Origin of the sequence: Pseudarthrobacter sp. SL88 (assembly GCF_026672455.1) — a bacterium.
Classification (GTDB): domain Bacteria; phylum Actinomycetota; class Actinomycetes; order Actinomycetales; family Micrococcaceae; genus Arthrobacter.
In genome coordinates this window covers 1,362,872-1,382,722 of record NZ_JAPPRD010000001.1, presented here as the reverse complement: position 1 = coordinate 1,382,722, position 19,851 = coordinate 1,362,872, and the positions used below count along the sequence as shown (strand labels likewise).

14 protein-coding genes and 1 pseudogene are annotated in these 19,851 nt (G+C 66.1%); 6 read left to right on the top strand and 9 right to left on the bottom strand.

The window, feature by feature from the left end; translation table 11 throughout:
* Window positions 1–24: 24 nt before the first annotated feature.
* From OVA06_RS06345 to OVA06_RS06335, 3 genes are all read left to right on the top strand, one after another.
* The gene (locus OVA06_RS06345) at window positions 25–192 is read left to right on the top strand and encodes a hypothetical protein (protein WP_200937942.1); all 168 of its coding nucleotides are present in this window, start codon (window positions 25–27) and stop codon (window positions 190–192) included.
* Between the two features lie 69 nt (window positions 193–261).
* Window positions 262–4,272: an ATP-dependent RNA helicase HrpA gene (gene hrpA, locus OVA06_RS06340; RefSeq protein ID WP_268157069.1), complete on the top strand. Its 4,011-nt coding sequence runs from the start codon at window positions 262–264 to the stop codon at window positions 4,270–4,272.
* A gap of 30 nt (window positions 4,273–4,302) precedes the next feature.
* Window positions 4,303–5,286 (top strand): beta-ketoacyl-ACP synthase III, encoded by a 984-nt coding sequence (locus tag OVA06_RS06335; RefSeq protein ID WP_268157068.1) that lies wholly within the window; start codon window positions 4,303–4,305, stop codon window positions 5,284–5,286.
* 54 nt (window positions 5,287–5,340) lie between these two features.
* Here the strand turns inward: OVA06_RS06335 and OVA06_RS06330 are convergent, their stop codons facing one another.
* From OVA06_RS06330 to OVA06_RS06320, 3 genes and pseudogenes are all read right to left on the bottom strand, one after another.
* A complete protein-coding gene (locus OVA06_RS06330) occupies window positions 5,341–5,769 on the bottom strand; it encodes an HIT family protein (RefSeq protein WP_268157066.1) in 429 nt (142 codons plus the stop codon).
* Window positions 5,766–6,939, bottom strand: a pseudogene (locus OVA06_RS06325) (NAD(P)-dependent alcohol dehydrogenase). Before OVA06_RS06325 ends, OVA06_RS06330 begins: the two are co-directional and overlap by 4 nt.
* Window positions 6,936–7,832, bottom strand: a complete 897-nt coding sequence (locus OVA06_RS06320; RefSeq protein WP_268157064.1) for a sulfurtransferase — start codon at window positions 7,830–7,832, stop codon at window positions 6,936–6,938. Before OVA06_RS06320 ends, OVA06_RS06325 begins: the two are co-directional and overlap by 4 nt.
* A gap of 173 nt (window positions 7,833–8,005) precedes the next feature.
* Between OVA06_RS06320 and OVA06_RS06315 the strand changes: the two genes are divergently transcribed.
* Window positions 8,006–9,055 carry a PLP-dependent cysteine synthase family protein gene (locus OVA06_RS06315; protein ID WP_268160661.1) on the top strand — a complete coding sequence of 350 codons (1,050 nt, stop codon included), beginning with the start codon at window positions 8,006–8,008 and terminating at the stop codon, window positions 9,053–9,055.
* Here OVA06_RS06315 and OVA06_RS06310 read toward each other — a convergent pair.
* Window positions 9,052–9,708: an MBL fold metallo-hydrolase gene (locus tag OVA06_RS06310; protein WP_056085112.1), complete on the bottom strand. Its 657-nt coding sequence runs from the start codon at window positions 9,706–9,708 to the stop codon at window positions 9,052–9,054. The genes OVA06_RS06315 and OVA06_RS06310 overlap by 4 nt on opposite strands.
* A gap of 95 nt (window positions 9,709–9,803) precedes the next feature.
* Between OVA06_RS06310 and OVA06_RS06305 the strand changes: the two genes are divergently transcribed.
* Entirely contained in the window at window positions 9,804–10,268 is a 465-nt protein-coding gene (locus tag OVA06_RS06305; protein WP_056085408.1) for a Fur family transcriptional regulator, read from the top strand.
* A 27-nt stretch (window positions 10,269–10,295) separates the two neighbouring features.
* Here the strand turns inward: OVA06_RS06305 and OVA06_RS06300 are convergent, their stop codons facing one another.
* The 5 genes from OVA06_RS06300 to OVA06_RS06280 form a co-directional block, all read right to left on the bottom strand.
* Window positions 10,296–11,171, bottom strand: coding sequence for a metal ABC transporter permease (locus OVA06_RS06300; RefSeq protein ID WP_056085109.1), 876 nt, complete (start codon window positions 11,169–11,171; stop codon window positions 10,296–10,298).
* Complete coding sequence (locus OVA06_RS06295) at window positions 11,171–11,986, bottom strand: metal ABC transporter ATP-binding protein (RefSeq protein ID WP_056085107.1); 816 nt, start codon at window positions 11,984–11,986, stop codon at window positions 11,171–11,173. The genes OVA06_RS06300 and OVA06_RS06295 overlap by 1 nt, the downstream gene beginning before the upstream one ends.
* On the bottom strand, window positions 11,987–12,973 hold the full coding sequence (locus OVA06_RS06290; RefSeq protein WP_268157062.1) for a metal ABC transporter solute-binding protein, Zn/Mn family: 987 nt from the start codon (window positions 12,971–12,973) through the stop codon (window positions 11,987–11,989).
* Between the two features lie 133 nt (window positions 12,974–13,106).
* Complete coding sequence (locus tag OVA06_RS06285) at window positions 13,107–14,177, bottom strand: hemolysin family protein (protein ID WP_056085102.1); 1,071 nt, start codon at window positions 14,175–14,177, stop codon at window positions 13,107–13,109.
* Entirely contained in the window at window positions 14,174–15,505 is a 1,332-nt protein-coding gene (locus OVA06_RS06280; protein WP_056085100.1) for a hemolysin family protein, read from the bottom strand. The genes OVA06_RS06285 and OVA06_RS06280 overlap by 4 nt, the downstream gene beginning before the upstream one ends.
* Before the next feature lie 518 nt (window positions 15,506–16,023).
* On the opposite strand from OVA06_RS06280, the gene OVA06_RS06275 reads away from it, so the two are divergent.
* The gene (locus OVA06_RS06275) at window positions 16,024–19,824 is read left to right on the top strand and encodes a multifunctional oxoglutarate decarboxylase/oxoglutarate dehydrogenase thiamine pyrophosphate-binding subunit/dihydrolipoyllysine-residue succinyltransferase subunit (RefSeq protein ID WP_261619217.1); all 3,801 of its coding nucleotides are present in this window, start codon (window positions 16,024–16,026) and stop codon (window positions 19,822–19,824) included.
* The last annotated feature ends 27 nt before the right edge of the window (window positions 19,825–19,851 follow it).

Here is a 19,851-nt window from a genome sequence, read left to right as displayed (position 1 = left end):
GCTCCACAGGAGAAGCATGGAGGTATGGAAATCTTCGCAGCCATCCTCGTCATCGTCCTCCTCCTCGTCGCCGCGGCCACCGTGGCGGCACTCCTCAGCGACGGCCGGGGGCACACGCCTCCCGTTGCTTCGCACCAGGACTGGTCCGCGCTGGACCTGCCCAGCACCAACTACACCCTCCGCATTTTCTAGCCACCAGCAACAGCCGCAGGCAGTCGAACCACAGGGAGCCGGCCCCGCCGCAGTAGACTGTCTGCAGCCATGACTTTTCACATTTCCTATCCCGCCGAGCTGCCGGTCTCCGAGCGCCGCGAGGACCTGATGGCAGCCATCGCGGCCAACCAGGTGACCATCATTGCCGGCGAGACCGGTTCCGGAAAGACCACCCAGATTCCCAAGATGTGCCTGGAACTGGGCCTGGGCGAGAACGGGCTGATCGGCCACACCCAGCCGCGCCGGCTGGCCGCCCGCACCGTCGCCGAACGCATCGCCGAGGAATTGGGCGTGGAGATCGGCCAGGAGGTGGGGTTCCAGGTCCGCTTCACCGGCGAAGTCAGCAAGGCCACCAAGGTCAAGCTGATGACCGACGGCATCCTGCTGGCCGAGATCCAGCGCGACAAGCTGCTCCGCAAGTACAACGCCATCATCATTGATGAGGCCCATGAACGCAGCCTCAACATCGACTTCATCCTCGGCTACCTGAAGCGGATCCTCCCCCAGCGGCCGGACCTGAAGCTCATCATTACCTCGGCCACCATCGATCCCGAGCGCTTCGCCAAGCACTTCGGCACGCCGGAAACACCGGCCCCCATTATCGAGGTCTCCGGCCGTACCTTCCCGGTGGAAATCCGTTACCGCCCCCTCTCCCAGCCCAGGGAGGAAGACGATGACGCCTCGGACGACGAGCTTGAAGAGGACCGTGACCCCCTGGACGCAGTCTGCGACGCCGTGGACGAACTCGCGGCGGAAGCCCCCGGCGACATCCTCGTGTTCTTCTCCGGCGAGCGCGAGATCCGTGACGCCGCCGAAGCACTCCAGGCGCGCATCCAGGGGAACCGCCGGCTCGCGGGCACCGAAGTGCTTCCGCTCTTCGCCCGCCTGAGCCTGCAGGAACAGCACAAGGTCTTCCACCCGGGCAGCAAGCGCCGGATCGTGCTGGCCACCAACGTGGCCGAGACGTCGTTGACGGTTCCCGGCATCAAGTACGTCATCGATACCGGCACGGCCCGCATCTCCCGGTACTCGCACCGCACCAAGGTCCAGCGGCTGCCCATCGAACGGGTTTCCCAGGCCTCCGCCAACCAGCGGTCAGGGCGCTGCGGCCGCGTCTCCGACGGTATTGCCATCCGGCTGTACTCGGAGGAGGACTTCGAGTCCCGCCCCCAGTTCACCGATCCTGAGATCCTGCGGACCAACCTTGCCGCCGTCATCCTGCAGATGACCGCGATGGGCGTGGCACGCGGCCCCAAGGATGTGGAGGAATTCCCCTTCGTCGAACCGCCGGAAACCCGGGCCATCAACGACGGCGTCACCCTTCTTCGTGAGCTCGGCGCCCTGGCTCCCCCGCGGTCCCAGGGCAAGGGCGGCCAGGCGGAAGCCGGCACCCGGGGCGGGCCCCAGGGCGGCGGCCTCACCGCCGTCGGGCAAAAACTCGCCCAACTGCCCGTGGATCCCCGCCTGGGCCGGATGATCGTTGAAGCCGGCAAACGCAACTGCGTGCGGGAAGTCATGATCCTGGCGGCGGCGCTGACCATCCAGGATCCGCGCGAGCGTCCCACGGACAAGCAGCAGCTGGCGGCCGAGAAGCACAACCGGTTCAAGGACGAAAACTCGGACTTCACCGGCTACCTGAACCTGTGGAACTACCTGCAGGAGAAGCAGCAGGAACTCTCGTCGTCGGCTTTCCGCCGCCTGTGCCGGGCGGAGTTCATCAACTATCTCCGGGTCCGGGAGTGGCAGGACCTGTTCGCCCAGCTGCGCCAGCTCGCCAGACCACTGGGCATCAGCCTGGACAACAAGCGGCTCACGGATCCGGTGGGGAACCACGAAGGTGTCCACATCAGCCTGCTGTCCGGGCTGCTGAGCCACATCGGCATCCTGGACGAACGCAAGCGCGAATATGCCGGTGCCCGGGGCAGCCGGTTTGCCATCTTCCCGGGCTCTGCATTGTTCAAGAAGTCACCCACGTTCGTCATGGCCGCCGAGCTGGTGGAAACCAGCCGGCTTTGGGCCAGGGTGGCCGCGAAGTTCGATCCCGTCTGGGCTGAGCAGGTGGCACCGGACCTGGTGAAGCGCAGCTACAGCGAGCCGCACTGGTCAACGCGCCAGGGCGCCGTCATGGCCTACGAAAAGGTGACGCTCTACGGTGTCCCCATCATCGCCCAGCGGCGGATCAACTACGGCCGGGTGGACCCGGTGGTGGCGAGGGAGCTGTTCATCCGGCACGCCCTGGTGGAGGGCGACTGGCGCACCCACCACAAGTTCTTCCACCGCAACCGTGCCCTGCTGCACGAGGTGGAGGAACTTGAAGCCCGGATGCGGCGCCGCGACCTGATGGTCGACGACGACACGCTCTTCGACTTCTACGACGCCCGGGTGGGCGCCGATGTGGTCTCCGAGCGCCACTTCGACAAGTGGTGGAAAGAGGCACGCAGGGACAATCCCGACCTTCTGGACTTCGACAAATCACTCCTGCTCAGTGACGACGCCGAAGACCTTGACGAGGCCGCCTATCCGAAAACCTGGCTGCACAAGGGCTTCGAACTTCCGCTGACCTACGAGTTCCACCCGGTGGCCCCGGGGTCTCCCCCCAACCCCTCGGACGGCGTGACGGCGGAAGTTCCCGTGCTGTTCCTCAATCAGCTCGATGACGCCCCGTTCCGGTGGCTGATCCCCGGACAGCGCGTGGAGCTGGTCACAGCCCTGATCAAGTCCCTGCCCAAACAGGTGCGGAAGAACTTTGTCCCGGCCCCCGACGTGGCACGCCAGGCCGTAGCCCTGCTTGAGGCCGACTTCGATCCCGCCACGGACGGGCTCGAACCGTCACTGGAGCTGGCCCTTCGCCGCCTCCGCGGAGCGGTCATTCCCCCCGGCTCGTGGAACTGGGACGCCGTGCCGCCGCACCTGCGCGTGAGCTTCACGGTGGTGGACAGCAAAGGCAAGGCCCTCGGCGAGGGCAAGGACCTTGCTGTGCTCCAGGAGAGCCTCGCGCCGGCTACCCGCCGTGCCATAGCCGAGTCCCTCGGAGCCACGCCGGCCACAACGACCCGCGCCAAGGCCCAAGGCAAGGGCCAAGGGGCGTCCGGGGCCGCCCCAGCGGGAGCAACGAGCGACGGCGGAGCGGCGCCGGCTGGGCAGCCCGCCTCCACCAACGCCGGCGGCAGCCCGGCAGCTGCCGGATTCGTGGAGCGAGACGGCCTGACGGAGTGGAGCTTCGGCACCGTAGAGCGCAAGGTCAGCAACATGGTCAAGGGCCATACGGTGACCGGATACCCGGCATTGGTGGACCAGGGTCCATCCGTGTCGCTGCAGGTCTTCCAGACCCCGGATGAGCAGCTGGACGCCATGAGGGGCGGTGTAATCCGCCTGCTGGCGTTGCGCGTCCCGGCGCCGGACCGCTACGTCCTCGAACACCTGAGCAACACCGAAAAGCTCACCTTCAGCCAAAATCCACACGGCTCAGTGTCAGCCCTGATTGCCGACTGCGCACTGGCGGCAATTGACAAGCTCACTCCCGCAGAGCTGCCGTGGGACAGGTCCGCCTTCGACCGGCTCTACGAGGTGGTCCGTGCGGAGCTGATCGACACCGTCTTCAGCGTGACTGCCGTCGTGGAGCGCGTACTTGCCAGCACCCGCCGGATCGAAAAGCAGCTTAAGGGCACCACCAGCCTGGCCCTGATCAGCGCCCTGAATGACATCAGGAGCCAGCTGGAGCAGCTGGTCTACCCCGGTTTTGTGGCACGCACGGGCTACGCACAGCTCAGCCAACTGCCCCGTTACCTCACGGCCATCGAGAAGCGGCTGGAACGCCTGCCGGGAAACGTCCAGCGCGACGCCCTCAACATGGCCGTGGTCCAACGCCTCGAAGACGACTACGACGATGCCGTCTCGGCGCTGCTCCCGGGGCGGCGAGCCGGGCGCGAGTTAACCCAGGTGCGCTGGATGCTTGAGGAGCTCCGGGTGAGCCTCTTCGCCGTCGAACTTGGAACTGCCTACTCCGTCTCGGAAAAGCGCATCCGTGCCGTACTCAACAAGGCTCTGGCCCCCGCATAGCGGGCAACTTACCCCACGAGAGGAAAACCCATGGAGATTTCGCTTGCCCACGGGCCTGCCGGCACCGAGATAGCCGGCCTTGGCCACGCACAGCCGGTGCGCGTCATGGACAACCATGAACTCGAAGGCATGATGGACACCAACGACGAATGGATCCGCCAGCGTACCGGCATCATCACCAGGCATATCGTCGCGGAGGGTGAAACCGTAGTAGACCTCGCCGTTCCCGCCGCACGGATGGCGCTGGAAGACTCAGGCGTTCCGGTCGCCGACATCGACCTCGTCGTCGTGGCCACCACCACTGCAGCCGAGCGCTCACCCAACACCGCCGGACGCGTGTCAGCAGCCCTCGGGCTGGGACGGGACGGCCGGGGACCCGCCATCATGGACGTCAACACGGCCTGTTCGGGATTCGAATACGCCCTGGGCATCGCCGACCAGGCCATCCGCATGGGAAGCGCCTCGCACGCAATCGTGGTGGGGGCCGAAACCCTCTCAGCGGTGACTGACTGGACGGACCGTGCGACGGCGGTGCTCACCGCCGACGGTGCGGGCGCCGCCGTCGTGCGTCCCTCCGCCACCCCGCGGATCGGCCCGGTGGTGTGGGGTTCCGAGATTGGCATGGCCGACGCCGTCAAGATCTCCCCGCCCTCGGGACGCTTCGCGCAGAACGGCCGTGAGGTGTTGCGCTGGGCCCTCACCAAGGCACCGGAGCGCGCCCGCGAGACCGTTGCCCGTGCGGGCCTGACGCTGGACGACATCCAGGTGCTGGCCGCGCACCAGGCCAACCTGCGCATCATCGAGCCGCTCGCCGAGGCCCTGGGCATGACGGACCGCGTTGTCATCACCGATGTCACCGAGTCGGGGAACACGTCTGCTGCCAGCGTGCCGCTCGGCTTGAGCAAGTGGTGGCACTCCGGCAAGATCCCGGCGGACGTCCCGGCGCTGCTCTTCGGGTTCGGCGGAGGCTTCACCTACGCCGGCATGGTGGCGATGACGCCCCGCCGCAGGTAAAGAACACCACAGGGCTGCTGATTGCCGGCACATGGCGCCGGCAATCAGCAGGGCCTAGTCGGCCGGGACGAATTCCCCGTACCCGGCGGCCCGGAGACCCTCGCGGAGTTTGGCGGCATTGGCGTCGAGCACGGCAGGGTCCGGGCTCTGGTCCGCGGATGCGAAGTCGAAGTCTGCCATGGTCCGGGACGGCCACACGTGGACGTGCAGGTGGTTGATCTCGTACCCGGCCACGATCAGCCCGGCCCGGCTCGCGCCAAAGATCTCCACCTGGACTGCGCCGATCCGCCGCGCCACCTCAATGACTTTCGCCAGCGTCTCGGGCGAGGCGTCGGTCCAACGGTCCACTTCTTCGGTGGGAACCACCAGGGTGTGGCCGTCGGCCAGCGGCCCGGTGGTGAGGAAGGCACCGACGCCGTCCTCACGCCACACAAACCGGCCGGGAATCTCGCCATTCAGGATCTTGGTGAAAAGCGTGCTCATGCGTCTGCCTCCTTGGCGGGTGACTGAAGGGTTCCGGCGTCCAGCACGAAACGGTATTTGACGTCGCCGGCAACCATCCGGTCGTACGCTTCATCAAGCTGGTGCGCACCGACCACTTCGATGTCGGCCAGCACGCCGTGTTCGGCGCAGAAGTCCAGCATCTCCTGCGTTTCTGCGATACCACCGATCAGCGAGCCGGCATAGGCCACGCGGCGGCGGATGAGGGTCCGCGGATTGACCGGAGGCATCTCCCCGGACGGCAGGCCGAGCTGGAACAGGGCGCCGTCCACGCGGAGGGTGCGGAACAGCGCGTTCAGGTCGTGCGGCGCCGCCACGGTGTCGATGATGACGTCGATGGTCCGGTTGGCGCGCGCCATGGCGTCCGCGTCCCGGGGACAGGACTACCTCGTCGGCTCCCAGTTCAAGTGCGGCGGCCACCTTGGATTCCGAGGTGGTAAAAACGACCACCCGTGCACCCATGGCTTTGGCGAGCTTGACCGCCATGTGCCCGAGTCCGCCCAGGCCCACCACGCCCACCACGTGCCCGTCTTCAACATCGAAGTGCCGCAGCGGCGAGTAAGTTGTCACACCGGCGCAGAGCAGTGGCGCGGCGGCGGCCGGGTCCAGTGCGTCCGGGATGCGGAGGACGTACCGGCGGTCCACCACGACCGACGAGGAGTAGCCGCCCTGGGTCATGGCGTCACCGTTCCGCCGGTCCGTGGCTCCGTAAGTCCCGGTCATGCCGTTTTCGCAGTATTGTTCCATGCCGTCGAGGCAGCTTTCGCATTCCCGGCAGGAATCCACGATGCAGCCGACGCCCACGCGGTCACCCACAGCGAAGTCCGTGACGCCGGCACCGACGCGGCTGACCCGTCCCACAATTTCGTGGCCGGGAACCAGCGGGTAGGTTTGGCCGCCCCACTCACCCCGGGCGGCATGGACGTCGGAATGGCAGAGGCCGCAGAAGTCAATGGCGATTTCGACGTCGTCGGCCTTGGGTGCGCGGCGGGCAACCGTCAGCGGAACCAGTCCACTGTCCGGGGACACGGCTCCGCGGGCTGCAGCCAGCAAGCCATTGGCCCCGCGGGCGGGGAGACGGCTGCCGGGGAGGCCGGCTGCGGGTTCGACGGGTTTGGCAAGGGGCGGGGGAACGGGGCGTCCTGGGGTCATAGTGCGACGCTACCCTTGCCTGCGGCGCCGTTTCCAGCCGGCTCCCGGGCGGTGCTTCCGGGTTCGGGGCCTGTGGCCACGGGCAGGTCCGGATGGTTGGACCACTCGGAGAACGAGCCCGGGTACATTGCCGCCGTAAATCCCGCGGTGGCCAGCGCGGCCACCTGGTGCGCGGCAGTCACCCCGGAACCGCAGTACACGGCCACGGGTGTCCCTTCCCGTACGCCCAGCGCCTCGAACCTGCTCCTCAACACGTCCGCCGGCAAAAATGTGCCGGTCCCGTCGACATTCTCCGACGTCGGCGCACTGACTGCCCCGGGGATGTGCCCGGCACGCGGGTCCACCGGCTCAACCTCGCCCCGGTACCGCTCCCCTGCCCGCGCATCGAGCAGGAGCCCACTGTCCGCCCAGGTGGCGGCAGCATCGGCGTCGGCCACCGGCATGGCACCATCGCCAAGGGCCACATTCCCAGGGACCGGCTGCACCGGGCCCGTTTCGACAGCCAGGCCGGCGGCACGCCAGGCGCCCAATCCGCCGTCGAGCAGGTACGCCTCAGGGAAGCCGGCGTTCCGCAGCATCCACCACGCCCTGGCGGCGGCCATGTTTCCGGTGTCGTCGTAGGCCACCACCACGTCGCCGTCGTTGATCCCCCAGCGCCGGGCCGCCGCCTGGAAGTCCGCCGGCGCGGGCAAGGGGTGCCTGCCCCGCCTGGGCTCTGCGTGGGCAGCGAGTTCCGTGGCCAGGTCCACGAACACGGCGTCGGGCAGATGGCCTGCGAGGTAATGGTCCCTGCCGTGCGGATCCCCCAGCGCCCACCGCACGTCCAGCAGTACGGTGCGCCGGCCTTCCGTGAGAAGCTCCGTAAGCCGGGCGACGTCCATCAGGGGATTCATCGTTCTCCTTGGGTGGGTGCCAATATGCTTCCACTCTAGGCGGGCGCGCTCCCGTCCGCGGGTAGGCTGGTGCGGTGGCAAACGGATACAGCGGCAACGTCGACGACGGCAGCAGGGCGGGTGCGGACGGGAGCCTCCGCGGGCGGCAGGACCGGGAATGGGCCGACCAGGCAATCCGCAGGATTACGGCGGAAAACAACCGCTCCGCCGACACCCATCTCTATTCGATCCCGCTGCCGGAGCACTGGGGCGTCCAGCTTTACCTGAAGGATGAGTCCACTCACCGGTCAGGGAGCCTGAAGCACCGGCTGGCACGTTCCCTCTTCCTCTTCGGCCTGGTCAACGGCTGGATCCGTTCCGATACCACCATCGTCGAGGCCTCCAGCGGCAGCACCGCCGTCTCAGAGGCCTACTTCGCCCAACTGCTGGGGTTGCCGTTCGTCGCGGTCATGGCCCGCAGTACCAGCCCGGAAAAGATCGCCCTGATCGAACAGTTCGGCGGTTCCTGCCTCCTGGTGGACCACGCCTCCGATGTGTACTCGGCGGCAGAAGAGGTGGCCGCCACCTCCAACGGCCACTACATGGACCAGTTCACGTACGCTGAACGGGCCACGGACTGGCGCGGCAACAACAACATCGCCGAATCCATCTTCGGCCAGCTCAGCCAGGAAGAACATCCGGTGCCGGACTGGATCGTGGTGGGAGCCGGAACCGGCGGCACCAGCGCCACCATCGGCCGCTACCTCCGGTACCACAGCCACCCCACCCAGCTGCTGGTGGTGGATCCGGAGAATTCAGCTTTCTACCCGGGGTGGCTTGGCGGGAGGACTGGCACCGCAGGTCCCGCCACGGGGCTGCCGTCCCGCATCGAAGGGATCGGGCGGCCGCGCATGGAACCGAGTTTCGTGCCGTCCGTGATCGACCGGATGGTCCAGGTGCCGGACGCCGCGTCGGTGGCTGCCATGCGGCACCTCCGTACCCTCGCCGGGCTCCATGCCGGCCCGTCGACGGGAACCAACCTCTGGGGCGTGTGGCAGCTCATCGCGGAGATGGTGGCGGACGGCCGCCGCGGCAGCGTCGTCTCACTGATGTGCGACGGCGGCGAACGCTACGCGGGCAGCTACCACAACGCCCAATGGCTGGCCGCCCGGGGCCTGGAGCCCGCACCGTGGGAAGCGGTCATCGCGGAGTTCTTCGAGACGGGCCGGTGGACGGGAGCCTAGATGTCCACCGATTCCCCTGCATCCAGGTGGGCGTAGTCGGTCCCATACTTCGCACCGATCCGTTTGACGTGGGCCTCCACGATCTTCAGGCCATTGTCGTTGAGCAACCCGTCATGGATCTGGAAGGCTTTCGGCGCGCGCACGCCCACCACGAAGTCCACCACCTCACCGGCCTTGCTCCACGGCGCATGCAGCGGAACCAGCAGGGTCTTCACGCTGATGCCGTCAGGAATGATGAAGGAATCTCCCGGGTGGTACAGGTCTTCATCCAGCAGGTAGCCGATGTTTGCCACCACCGGAATCTGCGGATGGATCAGTGCATGCTGGCCGCCGAAGCTCCGGACATCGAATCCGGCTGCCTGGAAGGAGGATCCTGGTTCCACCGCGTGGATGCGGTCCTGCGCGTCCCCGGCTTCGGAGCGCATCTGCGCTGCGACGCCTGCCGGGGCATACAGCGATAACCCCTTGTTGCTGCGCAGGGCACCTGCCACGGCGTCGACGTCGATATGGTCAGCGTGTTCGTGGGTCACCAGCACCGATTCCGCACCGGCCAGCGCCTCCCCGGTTTCGGAGAAGTTGCCGGGGTCGATCACCAGGACCCGGTTGTCCTTCTCGAGGCGGACACAGGCATGGGTGTATTTCGTCAGCTTCATAGCGCCAGCCTAGGGCGGGCCCCGGAAAGGTGTCCACGGAGCTCCGGCTGGTAATCTTGATCGTTGCCACCAACACCACGGAAGCGAGTTCATCCATGCCGCTCGGCGCCAAGGCTGATTCCACCCCGCCTGCCCCGCCTGCGGGTGCCGGCAAGGAACAGCGCGTCACCAAGCAGCGCCGTGCCGTGAGCGCTGCACTGGACGAACTGGACGACTTCGTCAGCACCCAGGAGCTGTACCGGATCCTGCAGAACCAGGGCGTCTCGGTGTCCCTGGCAACCGCCTACCGCATCCTCCAGTCGCTCGCGGACGAGGGACTGGTGGACGTGCTGCGCAACGGCGAGGGCGAGGCCGTCTACCGGCGCTGTGCTGTCACCGGGCACCACCACCACCTGTTGTGCCGCAACTGCGGCAAGGCCGTGGAGGTGGAGGCGCCCGCCGTGGAAACGTGGGCCGCCCGCACCGCTGCCGAGCACGGCTTTACCGAGGTGGCGCACACTGTGGAAATCTTTGGACTCTGCCCGGACTGCACCGGGCTCAAGGCAGCCGGCCGGCTCTAAGCCCGGAGGCTTTCCGGCCCAAAACCGTCAGCGCGGCTGCAGGACCCGGCCGTTGATGCCCCTGCGCTGCCGTACCGATCCGATGACGCGGCACACCACATAGATCAGGAACGACAACGTGGTCACGTAGGGGCTGATGGGTATCCGTCCGCCGAGGGCCAGCAGGATTCCGCCCACCGTTGCCGTCACAGCGAACGCGACACTCAGCGCCACCACGGCCACCGGGGAGGATGTCACCCGCAGCGCGGCTGCCGCAGGCGTGATCAGCAGGGCCAGCACCAGCAGGGCGCCCACCACCTGGATGGACAACGCCACGCTGACTCCCAGCAGGACCATGAAGACGATGGCCAGGGTCCGCACCGGAACACCCCGCGCTTCGGCAAGCTCGGGATCCACGCTGGCGAAGTTCAACGGCCGCCACATGGCTACCAGCGCAATCATGACCACCACGGCGGTCCCTGCGAGCGCCTGAAGCTGTACCGTGTCGACGGACACGATCTGGCCGGTCAGCAGGCCGAATTTATTGGCGGCGCGGCCCTCATAAAGGGAGAGGAAGAGGATTCCCAGGCCGAGCCCGAAGGGCATGATGACGCCGATGATCGAGTTTTTGTCCCGTGCCCTGACGCCCATCAGCCCCAGCAGCAACGCCGCGGCCACGGAGCCGACGAGGGAACCGAACACGATATCCGCGCCGATGAGGAGGGCGAAGGCCGCACCGGCGAATGAAAGCTCGGATATGCCGTGAACCGCGAAGGCAAGGTCCCGCTTCATGACGAATGTTCCCACCAGGCCGCCCAGGAGGCCCAGGATGGCTCCGGCCCAGATGGAGTTCTGCACCAGGACCAGCAGCTCGCCGTAGTTGTCGAAGTTGAAGATGGCTCCGAGGATGCTGTCAGCGTCCATCAGGCAACCTCGCCCGCGAGAGCATGCGGTTCAGCATGATGGTGGGTTGTGGCGTCAGGGAGCCCAACCACCACCAGCCGGCCGTTGGCGCGGATCACCTCTACATGGCTGCCGTACAGGTCGGACAGCACCTCGGTGGTCATGACGTCTTCCGGTGTTCCCACCCTGAACCGGCCGCCGGCCAGGTAAAGCACCCTGTCCACATAGTCGATGATCGGGTTGATTTCGTGGGTTACGAACACCACGGCGCTGTTGCGTTCGCGGCACTGGTTGTTGATGAGCGCGCTGACTGCCTGCTGGTGGTGCAGGTCGAGTGAGAGGAGCGGCTCGTCGCACAGGAGCACCTGGGGATCCGAGGCAAGGGCCTGGGCCACCCGCAGCCGTTGCTGCTCGCCGCCCGACAGCTGGCCCACCGGCACCTTCGCATAGTCGGCGGCGCCCACCAGGTCCAGGAGCCCGTCGATCCGGCGGTTGGTCTTCGCCGACGGGAGCCGCAGCCCCCAGCGGTGGCCGTCCACGCCCAGTCCCACCAGGTCTCTGGCGCGCATGGGAGTGTCGGGGGCAAAGGATTTTTGTTGCGGGACGTACCCAATCAGCCTGCTGCCGCGCTCTACGGGCCTGCCGCCGATATCGACATTGCCGCGGTGGAGGTTCTGAAGGCCCAGCAGGACCTTCAGGAAGCTCGTCTTACCGCTTCCGTTGGGTCCAAGGACCGCAAAGAACTCGCCGGGGTTGATCTCCAGGTCGAGGTCCTCCCAGAGCGTCCGCTCGCCGAATTTCAGGGACGCCCCGGTAAGGCTGACGACTGGTTCCACCTATTTGCTCTCCAGGATTGTGCTGATGTTGTCAACATTGTCCGTCATCCACTGCAGGTACGTCTTGCCGTCGGGGAGGGTTTCGTTGAAGTCCACCACCGGGACGCCCGCCGCCTCCGCCGCCTTCTTCAGGGCCTCGGTCTGTGGTCCCTCGGTTTGTTCGTTATAGGCGAGCATCCGTACGGACTTGCCCGACACCAGGTCCGTGGCCGCCCTGAGTACGGCGGGCGGCACGTCCGTGCCTTCCTCGATCGCAGCGGTGTAGTCCGCCGGGGTCGCGTTGACCAGGCCGGCGTCTTCCAGGAGGTAGAGCGGCACGGGTTCCGTGACAGCCACCTGGGCTCCGCCGCCTGACGCCTTCAGGGTGTCCAGCTTTCCGTGCAGTTCCTCCAGCGACGACTTGAACGAGGCAGCGTTGGCCTTGAACTCCTGCGCGGAGTCCGGTTCCCGTGCCGACAGTTTGGCTTCCAGCTCATCGGCGAGATGCTCCATGGCATGCAGGCTGTACCAGACGTGTTCGTTGAAATCGCCATGGTCATGCCCGTGGTCTCCTGGCGTGGCATCGGCACTGGCGGAGGGCTCTGCCTCCTCGCCGGAATGCTCCAGGCCGGAAAGTTCGACGGCGTCAAGCACGTTTCCGGCGTCGAGCTTGCTGCCGTCCACCAGGGTATTCATGAAGTCGTCGTACCCGCCGCCGTTGGTGATCACCAGGTCGGCCTTTGACACCGCCAGCCGGTCCTGGGCGGTTGCCTCGTACGAGTGCGGGTCCTGGCTGGTCTTGGTGATGATCGAGGTTACGTTGACCTTGTCGCCACCCACTGACGACGCGATGTCGCCGTAGACGTTGGTGGAAGCAACCACATTGATCCCAGTGTCACCGGACTGCACCCCCGGCGAAGCATTGTCCGGCTGCGCGCTGCATCCGGAGAGCAGCAAGCCAAGGCCGGCAAGGGCGGCCAGGGACAGACGGACGGCGGAGCGGCGCACGGAAAACCTCGGTTCACTGGGGAGGGGAACAACAGGTGCCAGCTTATACCTAAATGGGAATCATTCCTATTTAGGCCCGGGTAAGCCCGATCCCCTGCACGCGCAAGGGGCCGGGCTCCCGGCACCGCAGTGCCTATCCCCCGTTGGGCTGCCCCAGCCGGCGGATGCCGGTGGCCTGGGTAGCGTCCCGGATCTCACCGACCAGCTGTTCAATCACGTCCTCGAGGAAGAGGATGCCCTGGGTGTTTCCGTCCTTGCCGATGACGCGGGCAAGGTGCGAGCCTGTCCGCTGCATGACGGACATAGCCTTTTCGATCTCATCGCCGAGGGCCAGGTTGGCCAGGGAACGGACCCGGCTTTCTGCGATCGGGAGCTCGTACGCCGCTGCAGGGATGGACAGCACATCCTTGACGTGCAGGTAGCCGTATAAAAGATCGTCCTCGTCCAGCATGGGGAACCGTGAAAAGCCCGTGCGGCTGACGGCCTTCTCAAACTCCACCGGGGTCGTCGCAGCCTTGAGCATGACCAGGCTGTCCAGCGGCACCATGATGTCGCCCGCCGTATATTCGGAGAACTCCAGGGCGCCGGTGATCAGGCCGGCGTCGTCGTCCACCAGTCCGTGCCGGGTGGATTCCTGCACGATGGACTGGACCTCCTCGAGGGTGAAGGACGAGTTGACCTCATCCTTGGGCTCGATCCGCAACAGCTTGAGGATGTGGTTCGCGGACCAGTTGAGCACGGAGATGACGGGGTGGACCAGCCGTGCCACGAAGACCAGCGGCGGAGCCAGGAACATTGCCGCCTTATCAGCGACCGATACCGAGATGTTCTTGGGCACCATTTCGCCAAAGGTGACATGCAGGAAAGTCACGAACATCAGGGCCACGGCGAACGCGGCGACATCGGCTACTTCCACCGGCAGGCCCACCAGCTCCAGCGGCGCGGCGAGGAGGTGGTGGATCGCGGGCTCGGCCACCAGCAGGATCAGCAGCGAGCACACCGTGATGCCGAGCTGGGCGCAGGCCAGCATCAGCGACACGTTCTCCATCGCCTTCAGCGTGGTTTGGGCCCGCTTTGACCCGGCTTCCGCCAGTGGTTCGATCTGGCTTCGCCGGGCTGACATAATGGCGAACTCGGCCGCCACGAAGAACGCGTTGCCGAGCAGCAGGAACGCCAGCCAGACAATGCCGGCCCAGTCGCTCATGATGCGCTCCCGTCGTTGTTGCCGTCCGGTTCAGGGGCAGACGGCCGGAAGCAAATACGGTCGATGCGGCGCCCGTCCATCCGGGTGACGCTCAGCGTTCCGCCGTCGACCGCCACGGTGTCCCCCACCGCTGCGATCCGGCCAAGTTTGCTCATCACGTAGCCACCCACGGTTTCATAGGCCGATTCGTCCGGTACCGTCAGGCCGGGGATCTGCTCGGACAACTCATCCGGGCGCAGGAGCCCGGGAAAGTACCAGTCCCCGGAAGCGCTCTGCAGCAGCCCCGGACGCACCTTGTCGTGCTCGTCGGCAACCTCGCCCACAATTTCCTCGACCAGGTCTTCGAGCGTGGCGATGCCGGCGGTGCCGCCGTATTCATCGAGCACCACCGCCAGTTGGAGGTTGCCCTCGCGGAGTTCCGCCAGCAGGGCGTCAAGGTGGATGGTCTCGGGAACCCTGAGGACTTCGGTCATGATGGCTCCGGCCTCGAGCTTGTGCCGCCTGTCCCAGGGCACGGCCACGGCCTTCTTGACGTGGACGAGGCCTTTGATATCGTCCGCGGAATCGCCGATCACGGGGAAGCGTGAATATCCCGTGCGGCGTGCCGCGTCAACGATGTCGGAGACCGGCTGGTCGGCGTCGAGCATCTCGACGCGGATGCGCGGCGTCATGACGTCGGCCGCGGTCCTGGAGGAAAAATTCAGGGTGCGGGCCACGAAGTTCGCCGTACCGGCGTCGAGCGTTCCCATCGCAGCCGACCGGCGCACCAGTGACGCCAGCTCGGAAGGGGTGCGGGCGCCGGAGATCTCTTCCTTGGCTTCGAGCCCGAAAATGTGGAGCACCCGGTTGGAAAAGCCGTTGAGGACCACGATGGCAGGCTTGAAGACCGCGGTGAAGATCAGTTGCGGCCGGGCCAGGGCCTTGCCCACGGGAAAGGACAACGCGATGGCCATGTTCTTGGGAACGAGTTCGCCAAGGAGCATGGACAACAGGGTTGCCAGCACCATGGCCAGGATCAGCGAAATTGATGCGGCCGCAACCTCCGGGAGGCCAAGGGCAGTGAGCGGACCCTCCAGGAGGCGGCCCACCGACGGTTCCATGACGTAGCCCGTGAGCAGCGTGGTGAGGGTGATGCCCAGCTGGCAGCTGGAGAGCTGGGTGGACAGCGACTTAAGGCACCTAAGCAGGGGCACGGCGCCGGCGTCACCAGCATCGACAGCCCGTTGGACCGTCGGCTGGTCAAGGGCGATCAGGGAGAATTCGACGGCGACGAAGAAGCCCGTGCCGGCAATCAGCAGCAGTCCTGCCGCCAGGAGCAGCCACTCCATTCAGCACCCCGCCGGCCCGGACAGGAGTCCGGGAATCACGGGGCTGGAAAATCGGTCCGGCGGAGGATGGTCAGCGGATGCCCTGTCCCCGGGGAATTCGACCGGGGAGGCCGACAGCAGATGATGGGCGCGTGTTCGGGGTTTGCCGGCTCTGCGGGTAGGCTGTGCGGCGCTGTGGTTCCTGCTCCGCTGACAGCCCCCAGGCCGGCACCTAGATTTACTGTCCATAAGGATTTCAGTCTACAGGAGCCCCTGTCCCCGGCCCGTTCCCCGGCAACGGCAGCGGACTCCCGAACCCCATACCCGGGGACACCGTCCAGGGTCTCTTCCAGCCGCCATAATCAACGCCCCGAACGTCACTTCATGATTTGGGTCACCCTTATTGGCAGATACCACATTGGGGTTACTAGACTTGCAGAGGTCTGGGTTCAGAGGACTCAGGGAAACCGGTCCGTCAGAGTGCTGTAGCACCGTATGGCCGGCAGAGAAATCAAACTCATGGAAGAGGCGTATTTCAAGTGCCAGAGCAGCCAAGCCACCGTCTACCAGAGGAATTTGGCGGGAACGAGTGGCTCGTTGATGAACTGTACGAGCAGTATCAGCAGGACAAGAACGCTGTGGATGCCAAATGGTGGCCGCTGTTTGAATCGTTCGACTCAGGCAGCAGTTCTTCTTCCAACGGACACTCGGCGAATGCCGCAGCGAACCCTCCCACAACCAAGATGCCAATTGTGAACGCGGCACCTGCAGCACCGGCACCGTCGCCGGCCGCCGCACCGCCTGCGCCCGCAGCAGCACCGGCCGCAGCACCCGCGGCACCGGCACCTGCGAAAAAGGCGCCCGCTACGGAAGCGCGCGACGGCGGCCGGAAGCCCGCCGCCGGAGCCCAGCCCATCCCGGCCCAGCTGCCCAAGAACGTCAAGGCACCCACCGCTCCGGAAGAGGACGTCGTCTCCGTCCTCCGCGGACCGGCCAAGGCCATCGCCACCAACATGGTCACAAGCCTTGAGGTTCCCACCGCCACCAGCGTGCGCGCCATCCCGGCGAAGCTGCTCATCGACAACCGCGTGGTCATCAACTCGAACCTCGCCCGCGCCCGCGGCGGCAAGGTCTCCTTCACGCACCTCATCGGCTACGCCGTGATCCGTGCCCTCTCCCAGTTCCCGTCCATGAACGTGTATTACGACGAGGTGGACGGCAAGCCTGTCGCAGTCCAGCCGGCGCACGTCAACTTCGGCATCGCCATCGACATGCCCAAGCCTGACGGCACCCGGCTTCTGATGGTCCCGAACATCAAGAAGGCCGAAACCCTCAACTTCGCCGAGTTCTGGCACACGTATGAGGACCTGATCAAGCGTGCCCGCAACGGCAAGCTCACGGCCGATGACCACCAGGGCACCACCGTGTCCCTGACGAACCCCGGCGGCATCGGCACCGTGCACTCGGTTCCGCGCCTCTCCAAGGGCCAGGCCGCCATCATCGGCGTCGGCGCCCTCGATTACCCCGCCGAATTCCAGGGTGCCAGCGAAAAGATCATCGCCCAGAACGCCATCAGCAAGGTCCTCACCCTGACCTCGACGTACGACCACCGAGTCATCCAGGGCGCCGGCAGCGGCGAGTTCCTCAAGCTGGTCCACCAGCTGCTGCTGGGTGCGCAGAACTTCTACGACGAGATCTTCGAAGCACTGCGCATTCCCTACGAGCCCGTACGGTGGAGCCCCGACCTTCAGGTCGACCCAGCCGACGAGATCAACAAGGTTGCCCGGATCCAGCAGCTGATCCACTCGTTCCGCGTGCGCGGCCACCTGATGGCGGACACTGATCCGCTGGAGTACGTGCAGCGCAAGCACCCCGACCTCGATGTCCTGACCTACGGCCTGACCCTGTGGGACCTGGACCGCGAGTGGCCTACCGGTGGTTTCGGCGGCAAGCCGATGCTGAAGTTCCGCGACATCCTGGGTGTCCTCCGCGACGCCTACTGCCGCACCACAGGCATCGAGTACATGCACATCCAGGAGCCGGAAGAACGCAAGTGGTTCCAGGACCAGCTCGAGCACCCCTACTCGAAGCCCAGCCGCGAAGAGCAGCTTCGGATCGTCTCCCGGCTCAACGCCGCAGAAGCATTCGAAACCTTCCTGCAGACCAAGTTCGTCGGACAGAAGCGCTTCTCCCTCGAAGGCGGCGAATCGCTGATTCCGCTGCTCGACGCCGTTATTTCGGAAGCGGCCGACGACGGCCTCGACGAGGTTGCCATCGGCATGGCCCACCGCGGCCGCCTCAACGTCCTGACCAACATCGCCGGCAAGACCTACGCCCAGGTGTTCCGCGAATTTGAAGGTACGCAGGATCCCCGCTCCGTGCAGGGCTCGGGCGATGTCAAGTACCACCTCGGTACCGAGGGCACCTTCACGTCGGAGAACGGCAACGAGACCAAGGTCTACCTGGCCGCAAACCCGTCCCACCTTGAAGCCGTGGACTCCGTCCTCGAAGGCATCGTGCGCGCCAAGCAGGACCGCCTGGATCAGGGCGAGGCCTTCCCCGTCCTGCCCATCATGGTCCACGGTGACGCCGCGTTCGCCGGCCAGGGCGTTGTCGCCGAGACGCTGAACCTGTCGCAGCTCCGCGGCTACCGCACCGGCGGCACCATCCACGTGGTGGTCAACAACCAGGTGGGGTTCACCACAGCGCCGTCGTCATCGCGTTCGTCCACCTACTCCACGGACGTCGCCAAGATGATCCAGGCACCGGTGTTCCACGTCAACGGCGACGACCCCGAGGCAGTGGTCCGCATCGGCCAGCTTGCCTACGAGTTCCGCCAGCGCTTCCACAAGGACGTTGTCATCGACATGGTGTGCTACCGCCGCCGCGGGCACAACGAAGGCGATGACCCTTCGATGACCCAGCCGATGATGTACAACCTGATCGAAGCCAAGCGCTCGGTCCGCAAGCTGTACACCGAGGCCCTCATCGGCCGCGGCGACATCACCGAGGAAGAAGCAGAGCAGCTGCTCCGCGACTACCAGGAGCGGCTGGAGCGCGTCTTCGCTGAAACGCACGCAGCGCAGACGTCCCCGATCCCGATCGTTACCGCTGACTCCGCAGCTGTCTCGGACATCGAGCGGCCCATCGCCCAGCAGTCCGATTTCGGCACGAACGCCCCGGCCAACACCGCTATCTCTGCAGACACCCTGGCCCGCATCGGCAAGGCACACGTCGAGATCCCTGAGGGCTTCACGGTGCACGCCAAGCTGAAGCAGCTGCTGGAGAAGCGCGAGCAGATGTCCCGCGAAGGCGGCATCGACTGGGGCTTCGGCGAAATCGCCGCGTTCGGCTCCCTGATCATGGAAGGCGTCCCGGTCCGGCTCGCCGGCCAGGACTCCCGCCGCGGCACCTTCGTGCAGCGCCACGCCGTGTTCCACGACCGCGCCAACGGCAACGAGTGGCTGCCCCTGGGCAACCTGTCTGATGACCAGGCCAAGCTGTGGATCTATGATTCGCTGCTCTCCGAATACGCGGCCATGGGCTTCGAATACGGCTACTCGGTGGAGCGTCCGGATGCGCTGGTCCTCTGGGAAGCGCAGTTCGGCGACTTCGTCAACGGCGCCCAGACCATCATCGACGAGTTCATCTCATCCGCAGAGCAGAAGTGGGGCCAGCGCTCCTCGCTGGTCCTGATGCTGCCGCACGGCTACGAGGGCCAGGGGCCGGACCACTCGTCCGCCCGTATCGAGCGGTTCCTCCAGATGTGCGCCGAAGAGAACATGATCGTGGCCAACCCCACCACCGCGGCATCACACTTCCACCTGCTGCGCCGCCAGGCGTACAGCCGGCCGCGGAAGCCGCTGATCATCTTTACTCCCAAGCAGCTCCTGCGCCTGAAGGCCGCCGCGTCCTCCGTGGAGGACTTCACCACCGGGACCTTCCGCCCGGTGATCGCCGAGCACGAGCACCTGGATGCGAACGCCGTCGAACGCGTCCTCCTGGTGTCCGGCCGCCTGTACTACGATCTTCTGTCCACCCGCCAGAAGACCGGCGACAAGACCACCGCGATCGTCCGCGTTGAGCAGCTGTACCCGCTGCCGAGCGCCGACATCGCGGCCGAGCTTGCCAAGTACCCGAACGCCGAGGTTGTCTGGGCCCAGGACGAGCCCGCCAACCAGGGCCCGTGGCCCTTTATTGGCCTGAACCTGCCGGACGCACTTGACCGCAGGGTCCGCCTGGTGTCCCGGCCCGCGTCGGCCTCGACGGCGGCCGGCTCGATGAAGCGGCACGCTGCTGAGCAGGATGTGCTCTTGAAGCAGGCATTTGCCCGGAAGTAGGAAGCGGGCTGCCCGGCCGGAGTCGAA